General features: G+C 75.3%; 16 protein-coding genes. 8 read left to right on the plus strand and 8 right to left on the minus strand.

Going from position 1 to position 17279, the window contains the following annotated elements; translation table 11 throughout:
- Nucleotides 1–235: 235 nt before the first annotated feature.
- From pcaC to pcaH, 4 genes are read right to left on the minus strand one after another with little or no spacing between them, the layout of a single operon-like run.
- Entirely contained in the window at nucleotides 236–634 is a 399-nt protein-coding gene (gene pcaC / locus ACI79E_RS18795; protein WP_456934087.1) for a 4-carboxymuconolactone decarboxylase, read from the minus strand.
- 37 nt (nucleotides 635–671) lie between these two features.
- Nucleotides 672–2000, minus strand: a complete 1329-nt coding sequence (gene pcaB / locus ACI79E_RS18800; RefSeq protein WP_456934088.1) for a 3-carboxy-cis,cis-muconate cycloisomerase — start codon at nucleotides 1998–2000, stop codon at nucleotides 672–674.
- Nucleotides 2001–2023: 23 nt separating this feature from the next.
- Nucleotides 2024–2680: a protocatechuate 3,4-dioxygenase subunit alpha gene (pcaG, locus tag ACI79E_RS18805; RefSeq protein WP_456934089.1), complete on the minus strand. Its 657-nt coding sequence runs from the start codon at nucleotides 2678–2680 to the stop codon at nucleotides 2024–2026.
- Nucleotides 2677–3423, minus strand: coding sequence for a protocatechuate 3,4-dioxygenase subunit beta (pcaH, locus tag ACI79E_RS18810; RefSeq protein ID WP_456934090.1), 747 nt, complete (start codon nucleotides 3421–3423; stop codon nucleotides 2677–2679). The genes pcaG and pcaH overlap by 4 nt, the downstream gene beginning before the upstream one ends.
- Before the next feature lie 69 nt (nucleotides 3424–3492).
- Between pcaH and ACI79E_RS18815 the strand changes: the two genes are divergently transcribed.
- Together ACI79E_RS18815 and ACI79E_RS18820 are read left to right on the plus strand one after the other, a co-directional pair.
- A complete protein-coding gene (locus ACI79E_RS18815; protein WP_456934091.1) occupies nucleotides 3493–4269 on the plus strand; it encodes an IclR family transcriptional regulator in 777 nt (258 codons plus the stop codon).
- A 50-nt stretch (nucleotides 4270–4319) separates the two neighbouring features.
- Nucleotides 4320–5489: a 4-hydroxybenzoate 3-monooxygenase gene (locus ACI79E_RS18820; RefSeq protein WP_456934092.1), complete on the plus strand. Its 1170-nt coding sequence runs from the start codon at nucleotides 4320–4322 to the stop codon at nucleotides 5487–5489.
- A gap of 1 nt (nucleotide 5490) precedes the next feature.
- Here the strand turns inward: ACI79E_RS18820 and ACI79E_RS18825 are convergent, their stop codons facing one another.
- Entirely contained in the window at nucleotides 5491–6321 is an 831-nt protein-coding gene (locus ACI79E_RS18825) for a hypothetical protein (protein ID WP_456934093.1), read from the minus strand.
- Between the two features lie 58 nt (nucleotides 6322–6379).
- Nucleotides 6380–6736 carry a TFIIB-type zinc ribbon-containing protein gene (locus ACI79E_RS18830; protein ID WP_456934094.1) on the minus strand — a complete coding sequence of 119 codons (357 nt, stop codon included), beginning with the start codon at nucleotides 6734–6736 and terminating at the stop codon, nucleotides 6380–6382.
- A gap of 166 nt (nucleotides 6737–6902) precedes the next feature.
- Here ACI79E_RS18830 and ACI79E_RS18835 point away from each other — a divergent pair, with 166 nt between their 5' ends.
- Together ACI79E_RS18835 and ACI79E_RS18840 are read left to right on the plus strand one after the other, a co-directional pair.
- Nucleotides 6903–8078 carry an acyl-CoA dehydrogenase family protein gene (locus ACI79E_RS18835; RefSeq protein ID WP_456934095.1) on the plus strand — a complete coding sequence of 392 codons (1176 nt, stop codon included), beginning with the start codon at nucleotides 6903–6905 and terminating at the stop codon, nucleotides 8076–8078.
- Nucleotides 8079–8085: 7 nt separating this feature from the next.
- Nucleotides 8086–9237 (plus strand): acyl-CoA dehydrogenase family protein, encoded by a 1152-nt coding sequence (locus ACI79E_RS18840; protein WP_456934096.1) that lies wholly within the window; start codon nucleotides 8086–8088, stop codon nucleotides 9235–9237.
- Nucleotides 9238–9309: 72 nt separating this feature from the next.
- Here ACI79E_RS18840 and ACI79E_RS18845 read toward each other — a convergent pair whose 3' ends face one another.
- Entirely contained in the window at nucleotides 9310–10164 is an 855-nt protein-coding gene (locus tag ACI79E_RS18845; protein ID WP_456934097.1) for an HDOD domain-containing protein, read from the minus strand.
- Nucleotides 10161–12212, minus strand: coding sequence for a putative bifunctional diguanylate cyclase/phosphodiesterase (locus ACI79E_RS18850; protein ID WP_456934098.1), 2052 nt, complete (start codon nucleotides 12210–12212; stop codon nucleotides 10161–10163). Before ACI79E_RS18850 ends, ACI79E_RS18845 begins: the two co-directional genes overlap by 4 nt.
- 226 nt (nucleotides 12213–12438) lie before the next feature.
- Between ACI79E_RS18850 and ACI79E_RS18855 the strand changes: the two genes are divergently transcribed.
- From ACI79E_RS18855 to ACI79E_RS18870, 4 genes are read left to right on the plus strand one after another with little or no spacing between them, the layout of a single operon-like run.
- Nucleotides 12439–13998 carry a Re/Si-specific NAD(P)(+) transhydrogenase subunit alpha gene (locus tag ACI79E_RS18855; RefSeq protein WP_456934099.1) on the plus strand — a complete coding sequence of 520 codons (1560 nt, stop codon included), beginning with the start codon at nucleotides 12439–12441 and terminating at the stop codon, nucleotides 13996–13998.
- The gene (gene pntB, locus ACI79E_RS18860; RefSeq protein ID WP_456934100.1) at nucleotides 13995–15401 is read left to right on the plus strand and encodes a Re/Si-specific NAD(P)(+) transhydrogenase subunit beta; all 1407 of its coding nucleotides are present in this window, start codon (nucleotides 13995–13997) and stop codon (nucleotides 15399–15401) included. Before ACI79E_RS18855 ends, pntB begins: the two co-directional genes overlap by 4 nt.
- Before the next feature lie 46 nt (nucleotides 15402–15447).
- Complete coding sequence (locus ACI79E_RS18865; RefSeq protein WP_456934101.1) at nucleotides 15448–16329, plus strand: MEDS domain-containing protein; 882 nt, start codon at nucleotides 15448–15450, stop codon at nucleotides 16327–16329.
- Nucleotides 16326–17279, plus strand: a complete 954-nt coding sequence (locus ACI79E_RS18870; protein WP_456934102.1) for an anti-sigma factor RsbA family regulatory protein — start codon at nucleotides 16326–16328, stop codon at nucleotides 17277–17279. Before ACI79E_RS18865 ends, ACI79E_RS18870 begins: the two co-directional genes overlap by 4 nt.

Genomic DNA, 17279 nt, shown 5'->3' on the forward strand with positions numbered 1-17279 from the left:
CCCCCCCCCCCCCCCCCCCCCCCCCCCCCCCCCCCCCCCCCGGGGGGGGCCCCCCCCCCCGCCCCCGCGCCCCCCCCCCACGCCGCGCCCGCGGCGTACGGGTGGTGGAGGGGTTCCCGGGGCCCGGCGCGGCCCTACGGTCGAGGGACGCCGCCGCGACGGCACCCGGACCGGCCGTGCGGTGCCGCGGGACGCCCCCGCCCGCGGCACCGCCCGGTCACCCCGTGGACGGCGCTCAGGAGCTCCGCAGCTCCGCGAGGATCGGGCCGGCCACCTTGAACGCGTGGTTGGCCGCCGGCACGCCCGCGTAGACCGCGGCGTGCTGGATGCACTCGCCGATCTCGGCGTCGGTGAGGCCGTTGTTCACCGCCGCGCGCACGTGCAGCGCGAACTCGTCCCAGTGCCGCAGCGCGATGGTGATCGACAGGGTCATCAGGCTGCGGTCACGGCGGGCCAGCCCCGGTCGCTGCCAGATGTCACCCCAGGCCACGCGGGTGATGAAGTCCTGGAAGTCGGCGGTGAACGGCGTCGTGCCGGCCACCGCGCGGTCGACCCACTCGTCGCCGAGCACCTGCCGGCGGGTGGCCATGCCGGCCTCACGCCGGGCGTCGTCGGTGCTGGGCAGCTCGCTCATCAGGCTCCTCGGTCGGGGTGGGTGGGCAGCGCAGGGGTCAGGCTGCGCCGTCGGTGAGTGCCGCGTGCTCGGCGAGAGCAGCGTCGACCTGGGCCCCGGCCTCGCCCACGTCGGGCGCCGCGGCGGCGAGGACGGCGGCGGCGTCGACGTCGGTGCGCGCGGCGACCACCTCGGCCAGCGGCCGGCCGGTGTCGCGCGCCTCCCGGACCGCGGCGGCCGCGGCGTCGTGGGCCGGCCCCTTCCCCAGGGACGGGGTGAGCGCGTCGGCCAGCGCGCCGGCCAGCGGGCCCTCCGCGGCCGCGGCGGCGGTGGCGGCCATCCGGGCGACGTCGGGCCGCAACCCGCGCAGGCTCTCGGCCAGCCAGGACGCGGCCGACCCGACGGTGGTGAGCAGGTCGGTCAGCGCCGGCCACTCGCTGTGCCAGGCACCGGCGGCGCGCTCGTGCTCCTGCTCCATGGCGGCCAGCAGCGTGGCGACCAGGCCCGGAGCGCGGCGGGCGCAGGCGCGGGCGGAGATCGCCGCGACCGGGTTGCGCTTGTGCGGCATCGCCGACGAGCCGCCGCGCCCCTCCCCGACCTCAGCGGCCTCGGCGACCTCGGACTGCGCGAGCAGGACGACGTCGACCGCGACGGTGGCGACCGCCCCGGCCGCGGCGCCCAGCGCCCCGGCGAGGTCGGCGATCGGCAGCCGCACCGTGTGCCACGGGACGGCGGTGGTGACCAGCCCCAGTTCCTCGGCCAGCGCCGCCCGCAGGTCGACACCGGAGCCGTCGCTGGCCACGAGCGTGCCGACCGCCCCGCCGTACTGCACCGGGAGCGAGGCGACGACCTCGGCCAGCCGCAGCCGGGCGCCGTCCAGGCCGGCCAGCCAGCCGGCGGCCTTGAGCCCGAAGGTGGTGGGCAGCGCCTGCTGCATGAGGGTGCGCCCCATGACGACGTCGTCCCGGTGGGTGCGCGCCAGCGCGGCGGCGGTCTCGGCGGCCGCGGCCAGGTCGGCGTCGATCGCCGCGATGGCGGTGCGGGCCAGCAGCACCAGCGCGGTGTCGAGCACGTCCTGGCTGGTGCCGCCCACGTGGACGGCGACCGCGTCGCGCTCCCCCACCGCGTCCTGCACCGCCCGCACCAGCGGCGGCACCGGGTTGCCAGCGTCGGCCGCCCTGGCCACGACCGTGGCGAGGTCGAGCCGGGAGGGGTCGGCGCAGGCGGCGGTGACGGCGTCGGCGGCCGTCGTCGGGACCAGACCGGTGCGCGCCGCGGCGCGGGCGAGCGCGGCCTCGACGTCGAGCAGCGCCCGGAACCAGGCGTCGTCGGAGACCGCGGCCGCCGCCGCGCCGCGGGCGAACGTGCCGGCGAACAGAGCTGTCACGGGGTCCTTCCTACCGTGACCGCTCACACCGCGAAGAAGACCGTCTCCGCATCGCCCTGCAGGTGGACGTCGAAGGAGTACCCGTCCTCGGTCCGCCGGGCGAGCAGGGTGCCCCGCCGGTCCTCGGGCACCGACCGCAGCACGACGTCCTGGGCGTTGGCCTCGGCCTCGTCCTCGAAGTAGATGCGGGTGACCACCCGGTCCAGCAGGCCGCGGGCGAAGACGCTGACGTCGATGTGCGGCGCCTGCAGGCCGCCCTCGCCGTCGGGCACCCGCCCCGGCTTGAGGGTGTACAGCGCGAACTCCCCGGGCGGGTCGATGGTCTGCACGCGGGCGTACCCGCGGAAGCCGGGGCGGGACGACGCGCCACGCGGGTCCTCCGGCGAGGGGAAGCCGCCGTCCGGGTCGGCCTGCCAGGTCTCCAGCATGGCGTCGGGGACGAGGTCACCGGCGCCGTCGAAGACCCGCCCGCGGATCCAGATCCCGCCCTCGGTGCCCTCGGCGGCGGCCCACGCGCCGTCCGGCCAGGTCAGGCCGATGGCCAGGTACGGCCCGACGGTCGCGCTCGGGGTGGGGCCCAGGCGCAGCGGCCCGGTGAGGAAGCCGCTGCCGCGCTGCCCGGAACGGGGCTGGAAGGGCGTGGCGGGGTCGGCGGGGACGTCCAGCGGGTCGTAGGTCACGCGACATCTCCGTCGTCGTCGGTCTCGAAGGGGGTCTGGTCCGTGCCGCGCAGCACGATGTCCCACTCGAAGGCCAGTGCCCAGTTGTCCTGGGTGCGCTCGAGGCTGAACCGGCTGATCGCCCGGTGGCGCGCGGCCGGCGGGATGGCGTTGTAGATCGGGTCCTGGCCGAACAGCGGGTCGTCCGGGAAGTACATCTGCGTGACCAGCCGCTGGGTGAAGGCGCGGCCGAACAGGCTGAAGTGGATGTGCGCGGGGCGCCAGGCGTTGTGGTGGTTGCCCCACGGGTAGGCGCCGGGCTTGATCGTCAGGAACTCGTAGCGGCCCAGGCTGTCGGTGAGCACCCGCCCGAGGCCGTCGAAGTGCGGGTCCAGCGGCGCGGGCCAGTTGTCGACGACGTGCCGGTAGCGGCCGGCCGCGTTGGCCTGCCACACCTCGACCAGCGCGTCGGGCACCGGACGGCCGTCGCTGTCGAGCACCCGCCCGTGGACGAGGATCCGCTGACCCACCGCCTCGCCGCCGTTGCGCCACGTCAGGTCGGCGTCGTGCGCGAGGACGCGGTCCTCCCCCAGTACCGGCCCGGTGACCTCGGTCAGCCGGTGCGGCAGGTCGACGGGGGTGCGCAGCGGCGCGCGCAGCCCGGTGCTCCGGTAGTCGGGGAAGCCGACGGGGGTGCGCAGCGAGGCGTCCTCGCGCAGGTAGCGCGGCAGCACGAGCCGGCTGCCGGATGTGGTCCCGGTCATGCTGGGACGGTACGGCCGCGGGTCTACGCTGCCCAAGCGAGACCTCCCGTCCAGTGGAAAGAGGTGCCCGTGGCCGGTGGGAGCACGACGCCGGGGCGGTCGGTCACCTCCCGGGCGCTGGCGGTGCTGGACGCCTTCGACAGCAGCGCACCTCGGCTGTCCCTGTCCGAGATCGCCGAGCGGTCGGGCACCCCGCTGTCGACGACGCACCGCCTGCTCGGGGAGCTCACCGACTGGGGCGCGCTGGTCCGGCGCGACGACGGCCGCTACGAGATCGGCCGGAAGCTCTGGGACCTCGGCCTGCTCGCCCCGGTGCAGCTGGAGCTGCGCCAGGTCGCCGCGCCCTTCCTCCTCGACGTGCACACCGCCACCCGGGACACCGTGCACCTCGCCGTGCGCGAGGGCCGCTCCGCGCTGTACGTCGAGCGGATCTCCGGGCGCGAGTCGGTGCCCGTGGTGAGCCAGGTGGGCAGCCGGCTGCCACTGCACGCGACCGGCGTCGGCAAGGTGCTGCTGGCCTCCGCACCGGACGACGTGGTCCAGGCCGTGCTGCGGGCGCCGGCGCGGGCCACCCGGCACACCGTCGTGGACCCCGCGCGGCTGCGGCGGGAGCTGGGTGAGGTGCGGCGCCGCGGGTACGCGCGGACGGCGGAGGAGATGTCACTGGGCACGCTGTCGGTGGCCGTCCCGGTCCACGCCGAGCGCTCCGGCACCCCGGTCGTGGTGGCCGCCCTCGGGGTGGTCGCCCCCAGCCACCGGCGCGACCTCACCCGCCTGGTGCCGGTGCTCGAGGTGGCGGCGCGGGGCATCGGGCGGCAGCTGTCGCAGGTGCGTCACTTCCACTGAGCGGCAGCGGACGGTTCCCACGGCGACGTACCGGAGGTCACACTCGGCCCGTGCGTACTCAGGTGGGGATCATCGGAGCCGGCCCGGCCGGCCTGCTGCTGTCGCGGCTGCTGCACCTCCAGGGGATCGACTCCGTCGTCCTGGAGAACCGGTCGCGCGACTACGTGGAGGCCCGCATCCGCGCCGGGATCCTCGAGCAGCACACCGTCGACACGCTGACCGCCGCCGGCGTCGGCGACCGGCTGCAGCGCGAGGGCCTCGAGCACCGCGGCATCCACCTGCAGTACCCGGGCAACCGCTTCACCCTGGACTTCCCCGAGCTGTGCGGGCGCACGGTGTGGGTCTACGGCCAGACCGAGGTCACCAAGGACCTCATCGCGGCCCAGCTCGACGGCGGCCCGCCGCTGCTGTTCGAGGTCTCCGACGTCCGCCCCGAGGACGTCGACGGCGACAGCCCGCGCATCCGGTTCACCGACGCCGACGGCACCGAGCAGGTCCTCGAGTGCGACGTCATCGCCGGCACCGACGGCTTCCACGGGGTCTCCCGGCCCGTCGTCCAGGCGAGCTCCGGGCGGGTGTGGGAGCGCACCTACCCCTACGCGTGGCTCGGCGTCCTCGCCGACGCCGCTCCCGCCACCGACGAGCTCATCTACTCCTGGCACCCCGACGGCTTCGCCCTGTACTCCATGCGCTCCCCGTCGGTGTCGCGGCTGTACCTGCAGGTCGACCCCACCGAGAAGATCGAGGACTGGTCCGACGACCGGATCTGGGAGAACCTCGCCCGGCGGTTCGCGCTGGAGGGCTGGGAGATCAACACCGGCCCGATCACCGAGAAGTCGGTGCTGCCCATGCGCTCGTTCGTCAGCACCCCGCTGCGCCGCGGGCGGCTCTTCCTCGCCGGGGACGCCGCGCACATCGTCCCGCCCACCGGCGCCAAGGGCCTCAACCTCGCCGTCGCCGACGTGACGCTGCTGGCGCAGGCACTGGTGCGGCTGCTGCAGGACAAGCAGACCGACCTGGTCGACTCCTACTCCGACCGCGCGCTGGCCCGCGTGTGGCGGTGCACGCACTTCTCGTGGTTCATGACCTCGATGCTGCACCGCTCCGGCGACGACTTCGACGCCGAGCTGCAGCTGTCGCAGCTGCGCCGGATCGCCGCCTCCGAGCCCGCCGCCCGCGAGCTGGCGGAGAACTACACCGGCCTGCCGCTGGAGCTCTGACTCAGGACCCTGCCGCGAGCAGGGTGAGGACGGCGTCGGCGGTGCCCGGCGCCAGCGGCAGGTGCGGCAGGACGGCGGGGAGCTCCTCCGGCTCCAGGCCCTCGGCCAGCAGCGCGGTGAGCAGCCGGTCGGCGTCCTGCGGCCCGACCGGGCCGGCCAGCCCCGACTCCGCCAGGGCCGCGCGGGCGAGGAACACCGCGCCGGAGGCGGCCGGGTCCTCCCCCGCCGCCGGGGCGGGCGCCGGCTCGGCGGCGCCCCGGGTCAGCGCCTCGGCGGCGCGGACGAGCGACAGCGGCAGCCCCTCGGCCTCGACGTCCAGCAGCGGGACGTCGGCCAGCGCGGCGAGCACGAGGTGCTCGGCCTCGGTGCGCAGCGGCGCCTCCCACTCCCCCGCGCGGACGACGTCGGCCAGGTCGCGGCCGTCCTCGCCGAGGTCGTCGAGCAGCTCGGCCCACTCCGCGCGCCGGGTGCTGCGGGCCCGCTCGGCGGCGAGCACGCAGGTGGCCAGCACGAACGGCTCGATCACCTCGCGGTCGAAGCGGTCGGCGTAGACCACGCCGTCGGCGTCCACCGCGTTCAGCGCGTCGCGGAAGCTGCCCGGCCGGGCGTCGCCGAGGTCGAGGCGGCCGTCCTCCTCGCCGCTGAGCGGCTGCCCGCGGGCCACCCGGTCGGCGTTGGTGCCCCCGGTCTCCACCAGCCGCCCGCGCCGCCGCTCGTGGTGCCGGCGGTCGGAGATCCCGACGCTCCAGGCGCAGGCCTCGGCGATCAGCGCGGGGACCCGCTCCCGCAGCACCTCTCGGGTCAACTGACCCATCCAGTCGACGTCGAACACGCCTCCCAGCGTCCCCCGAGGCAGCCGCCGCCGCTCCCGCGGGCGCCCGGGTGCCCCCTCAGCCGAACAGCTCGCCGAGGAACGACTGCTTGCGCTTGCCGCCGTGCCCGTACGAGGAGTGCTTCCTGCCCTGCACCTGGCCGAGCACCTCGCCGACGATCGCGCCCAGCCCGCCGGCGGAGCCGGGGGCCGCGCTCGACGTCCCGTGCCCGCCGGCCGCGTGCCCCGACCCGCCGGGGGACGACGCCTGCGGGGGCCGGCCGCCCTCGTGCCACGTGGTCTCGGCGTCGACCAGCCGCTCGAGCTCGCCGCGGTCGAGGAAGATGCCGCGGCAGTCCGCGCACTGGTCGACGTGCACGCCGTTGCGCTCGTACGTGCGCATCGTGCCGTGGCACTTGGGACAGATCAGCTCCATGGCCCGGCAACGGGCGGTGGGCGACGCGCGTTCCCCCGCGACCCCGACCGCCTGCCGTCGACACGGCGAGGGGCCGGAGCCCGAGAACTACCGGCCGGTAGCACGTGTGGCATCGTCGGGGTCCCAACCTGCGAGACGGCGGAGCAGCCGTCAGGAGAGAGGTCCGATGCGGTTGCAGCTGTCCCCGGAGCTGGAGGCCTTCCGGGAGGAGATGCGGACGTTCTTCACCACCCAGGTCCCCCAGGAGATCCGCGACACCGTCGCGGCCCGGCGGCACGTGTCCAAGGAGCAGTACGTCCAGACCCAGCGCGTCCTCAACGCCGCCGGTCTGGCCGTGCCGCACTGGCCGGTGGAGTGGGGCGGCCGGGACTGGACGCCGCTGCAGCGCCACATCTGGCGTGAGGAGATGCAGCTGGCCAACGTGCCCGAGCCGCTGGCCTTCAACGCCAGCATGATCGGCCCGGTCATCGCGGCGTTCGGCAACGAGGAGCAGAAGGAGCGGTTCATGCCCAGGACCGCCAACCTCGACATCTGGTGGTGCCAGGGCTTCTCCGAGCCCGACGCCGGCTCCGACCTGGCGAGCCTGCGCACCACCGCGGTGCGCGACGGCGACGACTGGGTGGTCAACGGCCAGAAGACCTGGACGACGCTGGGCCAGCACGCCGACTGGATCTTCTGCCTGGTACGCACCGACCCCACCGCGGAGAAGCGGCAGCGCGGCATCTCGATGCTGGTGTTCCCCATGGACTCCCCCGGGGTCACGCTGCGGCCGATCGAGCTGCTCGACGGCAGCTTCGAGGTCAACGAGGTCTTCTTCGAGGACGTCCGGGTGCCCGCGGAGAACCTCATCGGCGAGGAGAACCGCGGCTGGGACTACGCGAAGTTCCTCCTCGGCAACGAGCGGGTGGGCATCGCCCGCGTCGGGGCCACCAAGCGGCTGCTGGCCCAGGCCAAGGAGTACGCGCAGGCGATCACCGTCGACGGCCGCCCGCTGGCCGAGGACCCCCGCACCGCCGCCCGCATCGCCGAGGTGGAGAACGAGCTGCTGGCCCTGGAGCTGACCGCGCTGCGGGTGGTCGCCAACTCCGCCGACGGCCGGCCGCACCCGGCGTCCTCGGTGCTCAAGCTGCGCGGCTCGGAGCTGCAGCAGGCCGCCACCGAGCTGATCGTCGACATCGCCGGCCCGCTGTCGGTGGCGTCGTTCGCCGACGAGGGCTCCGACGTCCCCGACTGGGCCCGGGTGGCGACCCCGGAGTACCTGAACCACCGCAAGGTCTCCATCTACGGAGGCTCCAACGAGGTGCAGCGCACCATCATCGCCGGCACGATCCTGGGGTTGTGAGGTAGCCGTGGACTTCGACTACGACAGCGAGCAGAACGACCTGCGGGAGGCCGTGCGCGGCCTCCTGGAGCGCGCCTACGGCGACAGCGAGGCGCGGCGCAAGGTCGTGGCGCAGGACCCGGGCTTCGACGAGAAGACGTGGTCGCGCATGGCGGAGATGGGCCTGCTCGGCCTGCCCTTCGCCGAGGAGGACGGCGGCATGGGCGCCGGCCCGGTCGAGGTCGGCATCGTCGCCGAGGAGGTCGGCCGCGTGCTCGCGCCCGAGCCCTTCGTGGAGGCGGTCGTCCTCGCCGGTGGCCTGGTGGCGGCGGTCGGCACCGACGGCCAGCGGGCCGCGGTCCTCGGCCCGCTGGCCGAGGGCAGCAGCGTGCCGGCCGCGGCGCTGGCCGAGCCGGGCACCCGCTGGAGCCCCTCCGCGGCGGCGGTCACCGCGACCGAGGACGGCGGTGGGTGGCGGCTGACCGGGGTGAAGGAGCCGGTCCCGGGCGGTGCGCGGGCCGACGTGCTGGTCGTCTCCGCGGTCGTCGACGGGGGCACGGCGCTGTTCCTGGTCCGCGGCGACGCCGAGGGCCTGACCCGCACCGGCTACCGCACCCACGACGGCGGCCGGGCGGCGCACGTCCGGTTCGACGGCACGCCGGCCGAGCTGCTGGGGACGGGCACCGCCGACCGCACCGCCGACGTCGAGCGGACGCTGGCCCACGCGCGCATCGCGTACGGCCACGAGGCGATCGGGGCGATGGAGACCGCGCTTCGGACCACCGCCGAGTACCTCAAGACCCGCAAGCAGTTCGGCGTCACCCTCAGCAAGTTCCAGGCGCTGACGTTCCGGGCGGCCGACATGTACATCGCCCTGGAGCTGGCCCGCAGCACCGTGCTGTGGGCGTCGATGGTCGCCGACGCCGGCGGGGACGTCGTCTCCGCCGCCGACCGCGCCCGGCTGCAGACCAGCCGCGCCGGGCGGCACATCGGCAAGGAGGCCATCCAGCTGCACGGCGGTATCGGTGTGACCGCCGAGTACAAGGTCGGGCACTACACCAGCCGGCTCACCGCCATCGACCACCTGCTCGGCGACGGCGACTGGGCGCTGGGCCGCCTGGCCTCGGCCGTCACCGGCCACGAGACGGTCGACCCGCTCGGCGCGCCCTACACGGCCTGAGGCCGGCCGGCCGTCGTGGCCACGGAGGTCCGCACCGCAGCGGCCGTCGTGGCCACGACGGCCGTCGGGGGGCTAGCCGAGCATCGCCAGGCGCAGCTCCTCGGCCTCCGCGCGCACCCGGTCCATGACCGGCGGGACGGCGTCCTCGCGCAGCACGCCGTTGGTCAGCCGCTCCACCGGCACCGGCTCGTACTCCTCGACGGTGAGCCGGGAGGCCACCTCCAGCGCCGAGCGCAGCAGGCCGGCGTCGCCGCTGGACAGGTCGTCCACGGCGGCCAGCGGGGCCACCATGCTGTGCGCGAAGCCCCACTGCTCCAGGGCCACCGCGCTCAGCCGGTAGGCGTGGATGCCGTAGCGGCGGACCTCGGCGGCGCGGCGGCCGCTGGTCGTCGGCTCCGCGGCGGCGAGCTCGGCGTACCCCTCCTGGTCGTTGTGGTGCAGCAGGGCGGTGCCCAGCGGGGCCAGCAGCCCCAGGCACAGCGCGTCCTGCGGCCGCTCCCCGAAGCGCGGCGCCAGGGTCGCGGCGGCGAGCGCGGTGCTGGTGCTGGTGCGCCAGAAGTCGGCGGGCAGGCGGGCCTCGTCGTCCAGGTCGGTGAGGGCCACGGTGGCCATCGTCCGCACCGTGGTGAAGCCCACCACGGTCACCGCGAACTGCAGGGAGGTCACCCGCCCCCGCATGCCGAAGTAGGCGGAGTTGGCCAGCTTCATCACGCGGCTGGCCAGTGCGACGTCCCCGGCGAGGATCTGCGCCAGCGCGCGGGCGTCGGTGTCGTCGGAGTTGGCCACCGACACGATCTGGGCCGCGACCGGCTTCTGGGCGGCCATGGTGTCGATGCTGGCGAGCACGCCCTCGAGGTCGAAGGTCGGCGCGGGGGCCAGGTGGGCGGGCACGTCGGCTCCCGGTGGGGCGAGGGGGACGGTGGTCATCGGTCGGAGTGCGCGGCGAACCACGCCGCGGTGCGGATGCCGGTCATCGGCTGGGCCAGGCTGAAGCCCTGCAGGAAGCCGGCGCCGAGCAGGGTCAGCTGCTCGGCCTGCTCGGCGGTCTCCACGCCCTCGGCGACGGTGGTCAGGCCGAGGTTCTTGGCCAGCGCGATGACCGCCGAGGCGATCTCGGTGTGCCCGTCGGCGAGCTCCGCGACGAAGGACCGGTCGACCTTGAGGCAGTCGACCGGCAGGTGCCGCAGGTAGGCCAGCGACGAGTAGCCGGTGCCGAAGTCGTCGATGGCCAGCTGGACGCCGAGGTCGCGCAGCTGGGTGAGGACCTCCCGCGCCGACGACGGGTCCTGCATCAGGGCGGACTCGGTGATCTCGATCGACAGCCGCGACGGGTGCAGCCGGTGCCGCTCCAGGGCGGCCACCACCTGCGGGTGCAGGTTGTCGTCGAGCTGCAGCGCCGAGACGTTGACGTTGGCCCGCTGGGGTGCGGCGTCCCCGAGCAGCCGGTCCCACTCGGCCAGCTGCCGGCAGGTCTCGTCGAGCACGAGCAGGCCCAGCGGGCCGATCAGGCCGCTCTCCTCGGCCAGGGCGACGAAGGTCGCCGGGCTGATCGCACCCCGCTCGGCGTGCTCCCAGCGGGCCAGGGACTCCACCGCGGTGGAGCGGCCGTCGGTGGTGCTGAAGATGGGCTGGTAGAGCAGCGTGATGTCGCGGCGCTCGATGGCCGTGCGCAGCTCGGCGACCAGCCGCAGCTTGTCGCGGGCCTCGGCGCGGGCCTGCTGGTCGAGCACGGTGATGCGGCCCTTGCCGCTGGCCTTGGCCTGGTACATGGCGATGTCGCAGTCGCGGATGAGCTCCTCGGCCGCGGTGTGCTCGTCGGTCTGCACGGTGACCCCGACGCTGGCGTGCGGGCGGACGTCGACCCCGCCCAGCCGCACCGGCTCGGCCAGGGCCGTCCCGATCCGCTCGGCGAGGGTGACCGCGTCGCTCTCCTCCACCCCCTCGCAGACGACGACGAACTCGTCCCCGCCGAAGCGGGCCACCAGGTCGCCGGGCCGCACCGTCGCCCGCAGCCGGACGGCGATCTCGACCAGCAGCTCGTCACCGGCCGCGTGGCCCAGGGAGTCGTTGACGACCTTGAAGTTGTCCAGGTCCAGGAACAGGCAGGCCAGCCCCCCGCCACCGGCGGTGAACCGCTCGGCCACGTGCTCGGCGAGCAGGGTGCGGTTGGGCAGGCCGGTCAGCGGGTCGTGGTTGGCCTGGTGGGCCAGCCGGGCCTCGAAGGCCAGCCGGTCGGTGATGTCCTCGATCGTGCCGACGAAGCCCGCGCCCACGCCGGGGGTGAACAGGTGGGCGAAGCGGATGACCGTCGTCCGCTCGGTGCCGTCCTCGCGGACCAGCCGCGCCTGCGCCTCGCCGTCCCCGCCGCCGAGGACGGCGACGACCTGCTCGATCACGCCGTCGAGGTCCTCGGGGTGGACGGTGGACATCCAGCCGGTGCCCAGCAGCTGCTCGGCCTGCAGGCCGACGAGGCTGCAGAAGGCGTCGTTGACGTGCGCCAGCCGCATGCCCTGCTCCGACAGCAGCGTGGGGATGGGCGAGCGCTCGGTGAGGGTGGCGAAGCGCTGCTCGTGGGCGTCGGCGGTCGCGCGCAGCGCGCGCTCCTGCTCGTTGGCGGCCGGGACCAGCCGCAGCGTCCACATGCGGCCCGTCGGCGACGGGGTGCACAGCACCACCACCTCGACCATGGCGCCGCTGGCGGTCCGGACCGGCAGGTTCATCCGCGCGGTGCGCTCCCGGCGCAGCAGCAGCTTCACCTCCGCCCCGCGCAGGGTGGGGACCAGCGCGGACACGGGGAGGGCGCGCAGGTCCTCGAGGCCGTAGCCGAGGAGCTGGGTGGCGCCCTGGTTGCACCAGGTGATCCGGGCGGTGCCCGCGACCATCTCGGCGACCACCAGGACGAGGGTGTCGCTCACCGCGGCGCCGTAGAAGATCGACGAGACGATCTCCGGGGGCACCAGCGGTTCGGCAGGCACGGTCGGCGCTGACACGCTCACCCCAACGTGGTCCGTGCCGGCTCGCCGCCGGCCCTGTTCCGGGCGGTCCCGGCTCACCGACCAGTACGGCAGCCGGTCCCGGCGTCTGGACCGGAGCGGCCCCGACCTCACCCGCCCGGGGGAGGGCGGCCGTCGAGGGGCGCCGGGCGGCCCGGGGACGGCATGATCGGGCCCCGGCTGCGCCACCGGTCAGGAAGGAGCCGACGTGCTCATCGGAGTGCCCAGGGAGACCCGCCCCGGCGAGACACGGGTGGCCGCCACCCCGGCCACGGTGCGCCAGCTGCTCGGCCTCGGCTACGCGGTGGTGGTGGAGAGCGGGGCCGGGCAGGCCAGCAGCTCCCCCGACGCCGCCTACCTCGACGCCGGCGCCCGGATCGGGACGGCGGCCGAGGCGTGGGCAGCCGACGTCGTCCTGCACGTGGGGAAGCCGACCCCCGCGGAGGTCGGGTCGCTGCGCGACGGCGCGGTGCTCATCAGCACGCTGTCGCCCGCGCTGGACCCCGACCTCGTGCAGACCCTCGCCGCCCGGCCGGTCACCGCGCTGGCGATGGACGCCGTCCCCCGCATCTCCCGCGCCCAGTCGCTGGACGTGCTCAGCTCCATGGCCAACATCGCCGGCTACCGGGCGGTCATCGAGGCCGCGCACGTGTTCGGCCGGTCCTTCACCGGGCAGGTGACCGCGGCCGGCAAGGTGCCGCCGGCCACGGTCCTGGTGGTCGGCGCCGGGGTCGCCGGGCTGGCCGCGATCGGCACGGCGAGCAGCCTCGGGGCGGTGGTCCGCGCCACCGACGTCCGCCCGGAGGTGGCCGAGCAGATCGCCTCCCTGGGCGGGGAGTACGTGGGCGTGCCGGCCGACGAGCAGCAGGGCGGCGGCACCGGGTACGCCACCGTGACCTCGGAGGACTACGACCGCCGGGCCGCGGTCATGTACGCCGAGCAGACCCGCGAGGCCGACATCGTCATCACCACCGCCCTCATCCCCGGCCGGCCGGCGCCGCGGCTGATCACCGAGGAGATGGTGGCGGGCATGCGACCGGGCAGCGTGGTCGTGGACATGGCCGCCGCCCAGGGCGGGAACGTGGCGGGCTCGGTGCCCGACGAGGTGGTGACCACGCCGAACGGGGTGTCGATCATCGGCTACACCGACCTCCCGGGCCGGCTGCCGGGGCAGGCCTCGCAGCTGTTCGGCACCAACCTGGTCAACCTGGTGAAGCTGCTGACGCCGGGCAAGGACGGGCAGCTGGTCCTCGACCTCGACGACGTCGTCCAGCGGGCGATGACCGTCGTCCGGGACGGCGAGGTGCTGTGGCCACCGCCGCCCGTGCAGGTGTCCGCCGCCCCGGCCACCGCCCCCGCCCCGCGGCCCGTCGCGCCGCCGCCGGCCGAGCGCCGGCCGGCCTCGCCGGTGCGCACCGCCGCCGTGGTGGGGACGGCGGCCGCGCTGCTGTTCGTGGCCACCGCGTTCTCGCCGGGCCAGTTGATCAGCAACCTCACGGTGTTCGCGCTGGCCATCGTGGTCGGCTTCTACGTGATCGGGAACGTGCACCACGCGCTGCACACGCCGCTCATGTCGGTCACCAACGCGATCTCCGGGATCATCGTGGTCGGCGCCCTGCTGCAGCTCGGGCACACCAGCACGCTGGTCACCGTGCTCGCGTTCGTGGCGGTGCTGGTCGCCTCGATCAACGTGTTCGGCGGGTTCGCCGTCACCCGGCGGATGCTGGGCATGTTCACCGCCGGCTCCCCCACCCGGAGCCCCCGGTGAGCGCCACCTCCGCCGCGTCGGCGGCCTACATCGTCGCCGGGCTGCTGTTCGTGCTCAGCCTGGCCGGGTTGTCCCGGCACGAGACCGCCCGGACCGGGAACGCCTACGGCATCGCCGGCATGGCGATCGCCCTGGTGGCCACCGTCGGCCTGGCCGCGCGCAGCATCTCCGCGGCCGCGATCGCCGCGATCGTCGTGGCCATGCTCATCGGCGCCGGCATCGGACTGTGGCGGGCCCGCCGGGTCGAGATGACCGGCATGCCCGAGCTGATCGCGGTGCTGCACAGCTTCGTCGGCCTGGCCGCGGTGCTCGTGGGCTGGAACGGCTATCTGTCGGTGGAGCGCGCCGGCGCCACGCAGACCGAGGTGCCCCCCGACCTGCTGGGCATCCACTCCGCCGAGGTGGCGATCGGCGTGTTCGTCGGCGCGGTGACCTTCACCGGCTCGATCGTGGCCTTCCTCAAGCTCTCGGCGCGGATCAGGAGCAACCCGCTCATGCTGCCGGGGCGCAACTGGCTCAACCTCGGCGCGCTGGTCGCCTTCCTCGCCCTCACCGTCGCGTTCGTGGTCACGCCCGGGCTGGGCGTGCTGGCCGCGGTCACCGTCCTCGCGCTGGCGCTGGGCTGGCACCTGGTGGCCTCCATCGGCGGCGGGGACATGCCGGTGGTCGTCTCGATGCTCAACAGCTACTCCGGCTGGGCCGCCGCCGCGTCGGGCTTCCTGCTGGACAACGACCTGCTGATCATCACCGGCGCCCTGGTCGGCTCTTCGGGCGCCTACCTGAGCTACATCATGTGCCGGGCCATGAACCGGTCGTTCCTGTCGGTCATCGCCGGCGGCTTCGGCAACGAGGGCGCCACCGCGGCGGCGTCCGAGGACGGCGTGCACACCGAGATCACCGCCGAGGAGGCCGCCGAGCTGCTGCGCACGGCCGAGTCGGTGGTCATCACCCCGGGCTACGGCATGGCGGTCGCGCACGCCCAGGGCCCGGTCGCCGAGCTGACCCGCAAGCTCACCGAGGCCGGCGTGCGGGTGCGGTTCGGCATCCACCCGGTCGCCGGCCGGCTGCCCGGGCACATGAACGTGCTGCTGGCCGAGGCCAAGGTGCCCTACGACATCGTCCTGGAGATGGACGAGATCAACGACGACCTCGCCAAGACCTCCGTCGTGCTGGTCATCGGGGCCAACGACACGGTCAACCCCGCCGCGCTGGAGGACCCCGGCAGCCCGATCGCCGGCATGCCGGTGCTGACGGTGTGGGAGGCCGAGCACGTCATCGTGTTCAAGCGGTCGATGAACACCGGGTACGCCGGCGTGCAGAACCCGCTGTTCTTCCGGGAGAACACCCGGATGCTCTTCGGCGACGCCCGCGAGCGGGTCGAGGACATCCTCAAGAGCCTCTGACCTGCGCTGCTGTCGTCCCGGGGTGTCCCCGCCCTACGGTGGGGGCATGCGCACCCAGGGTCCGGTGACCCACCCGGACGCGGTCGGTCCGGCCGACCACCTGTGCTGGGTCTACGACGACGCCGAGTCCCTCCCCGCCGCGGCCGGCCGCTTCCTGGCCGGTGGCCTCGCCCGCGGCGAACGGCTGGTCTTCGTGGGGTCCGACGACGACGTGGCGCGGCTGCGCCGCTCCCCGGGCCCGCTCGGGCCGCTCGGCGACCTGCTCGCCGACGGCACGCTGGTCCTGCTGCCGCTGGGCCAGGCCTACGCCGGCGACGGCGGCTTCGCGCCCGAGCAGCAGCTCGACTTCTACGACACGCTGACCCGGCAGGCGCTCGCCGAGGGCCACACCGGGCTGCGGGTGGTCGCCGAGCTGACCCCGCTGGCCGCCGACCCCACCCGGCACGCCGAGCTGGTCCGCTGGGAGCACCTGGCCGACGACTTCATGGCCGCCGGGTCCGGGATGTCGGCGATGTGCGCCTACCGGCGCGACGCCCTGCCGGCCGGGGCCCTCGCCGACGTGGCCGGCGTCCACCCGCAGGTGCACAGCCCCTCCGGGCTCGCCCCCGACGTCCTGGCGCCGTTCCGGGTGTACGTGGACGGCGGTCGCGTGGCCGTGGCCGGCAGCGTGGACGCCTTCGGCGCCGACCGGCTCCGCCGGGTGCTCGCCGACTCGCCCGTGGGCGGCACCGGCACGGCCGTCCTGGACCTCGGCCGGCTGGAGTTCGCCGACGCCGCCGGGTGCCGAGCGTTCGCGGGGTGGGCGCAGCAGCGGATCGCCGCCGGCGGGGCCGTCGCGGTCGTGGACGTCCCACCGCTGGTCGCCCGGGTGTGGGGGCTGCTCGGGTACGACCGGATCGTGACCGTCTCCCCGCGGGCGCGCGCGTGAGCACTCCCCTGGCGCGTGCCGCCGGCGCCGCGGCGCCGGGCTTCTCGCACGAGACCGTCGCCTACCGCGGCGACGACGGGTTCCCCGAGTCGGTCCTCGCCTTCGTCCGCGAGGGGCTCGCCGCCGACGAGGCCGTCGTGGTCGCCGAGCCCCCGCACCGGCTGGCGCAGCTGCGCACCGCGCTGGGGGCGGACGCCGCCGCCGTGGACTTCCTCGACATGTCCGAGATCGGGGGCAACCCGGGCCGGATCATCGGGGTGTGGGCCGAGGTCCTCGACCGGCACACCGCCGCCGGCCGGACCCTGCGCGGGGGCGAGCCGGCCTATGCCGGCCGCTCCCCCGCCGAGCTGGTCGAGTGCGAGCTGCACGAGCTGCTGCTCAACGAGGCGTTCGACGGCGGCCCCGCCTGGCGGCTGCTGTGTCCCTACGACGAGCAGGGCCTCCCCCCGGCGGTGTGCGAGGGCGCCCTGCGCACCCACCCGTGGCGCACCGGCGCCGACGGCGTCCACCCCACCGCCGGCCCCGGTGGGCTGACGGCGGCCGGGCTGCTGGCCGAACCCCTCCCGCCGCCGGGGGACGTCGTGCTGCGCGGCGAGTTCGGCGCCGCCGACGTGCCCGCGGTGCGGCGCACCGTCGCGCAGTTCGCCCGCACCAGCGGCCTGCCCGCCGACCGGGTGGAGGCGCTGGAGCTGGCCGCCTCGGAGCTGGCCACCAACGGCGTCCGCCACGGCGGGGGCGGCGGGGTGCTGGCGATGTGGTCCGAACCCGGCGCCACCGTGGTCGAGTTCTCCGACCGCGGCCACGTCACCGATCCGCTGGTCGGCCGCCGGCTGCCGGACCCCGGGCGCGTCGGCGGGCGCGGCGTCTACCTGGTCCACCAGCTGTGCGACCTGGTGCAGCTGCGGTCCTCCCCCGAGGGGACGACGGTCCGCGTCACCACCTGGCACTGA

Source organism: Geodermatophilus sp. SYSU D00079, assembly GCF_054050635.1.

Excerpts from the sequence above, each read along its gene's own strand:
- pcaC (WP_456934087.1), bottom strand. The coding sequence starts at position 634 with ATGAGCGAGCTGCCCAGCACCGACGACGCCCGGCGTGAGGCCGGCATG.
- pcaH (WP_456934090.1), bottom strand. The coding sequence starts at position 3,423 with ATGACCGGGACCACATCCGGCAGCCGGCTCGTGCTGCCGCGCTACCTG.
- ACI79E_RS18830 (WP_456934094.1), bottom strand. The coding sequence starts at position 6,736 with ATGGAGCTGATCTGTCCCAAGTGCCACGGCACGATGCGCACGTACGAG.
- ACI79E_RS18835 (WP_456934095.1), top strand. The coding sequence starts at position 6,903 with ATGCGGTTGCAGCTGTCCCCGGAGCTGGAGGCCTTCCGGGAGGAGATG.
- ACI79E_RS18845 (WP_456934097.1), bottom strand. The coding sequence starts at position 10,164 with ATGACCACCGTCCCCCTCGCCCCACCGGGAGCCGACGTGCCCGCCCAC.
- ACI79E_RS18865 (WP_456934101.1), top strand. The coding sequence starts at position 15,448 with ATGCGCACCCAGGGTCCGGTGACCCACCCGGACGCGGTCGGTCCGGCC.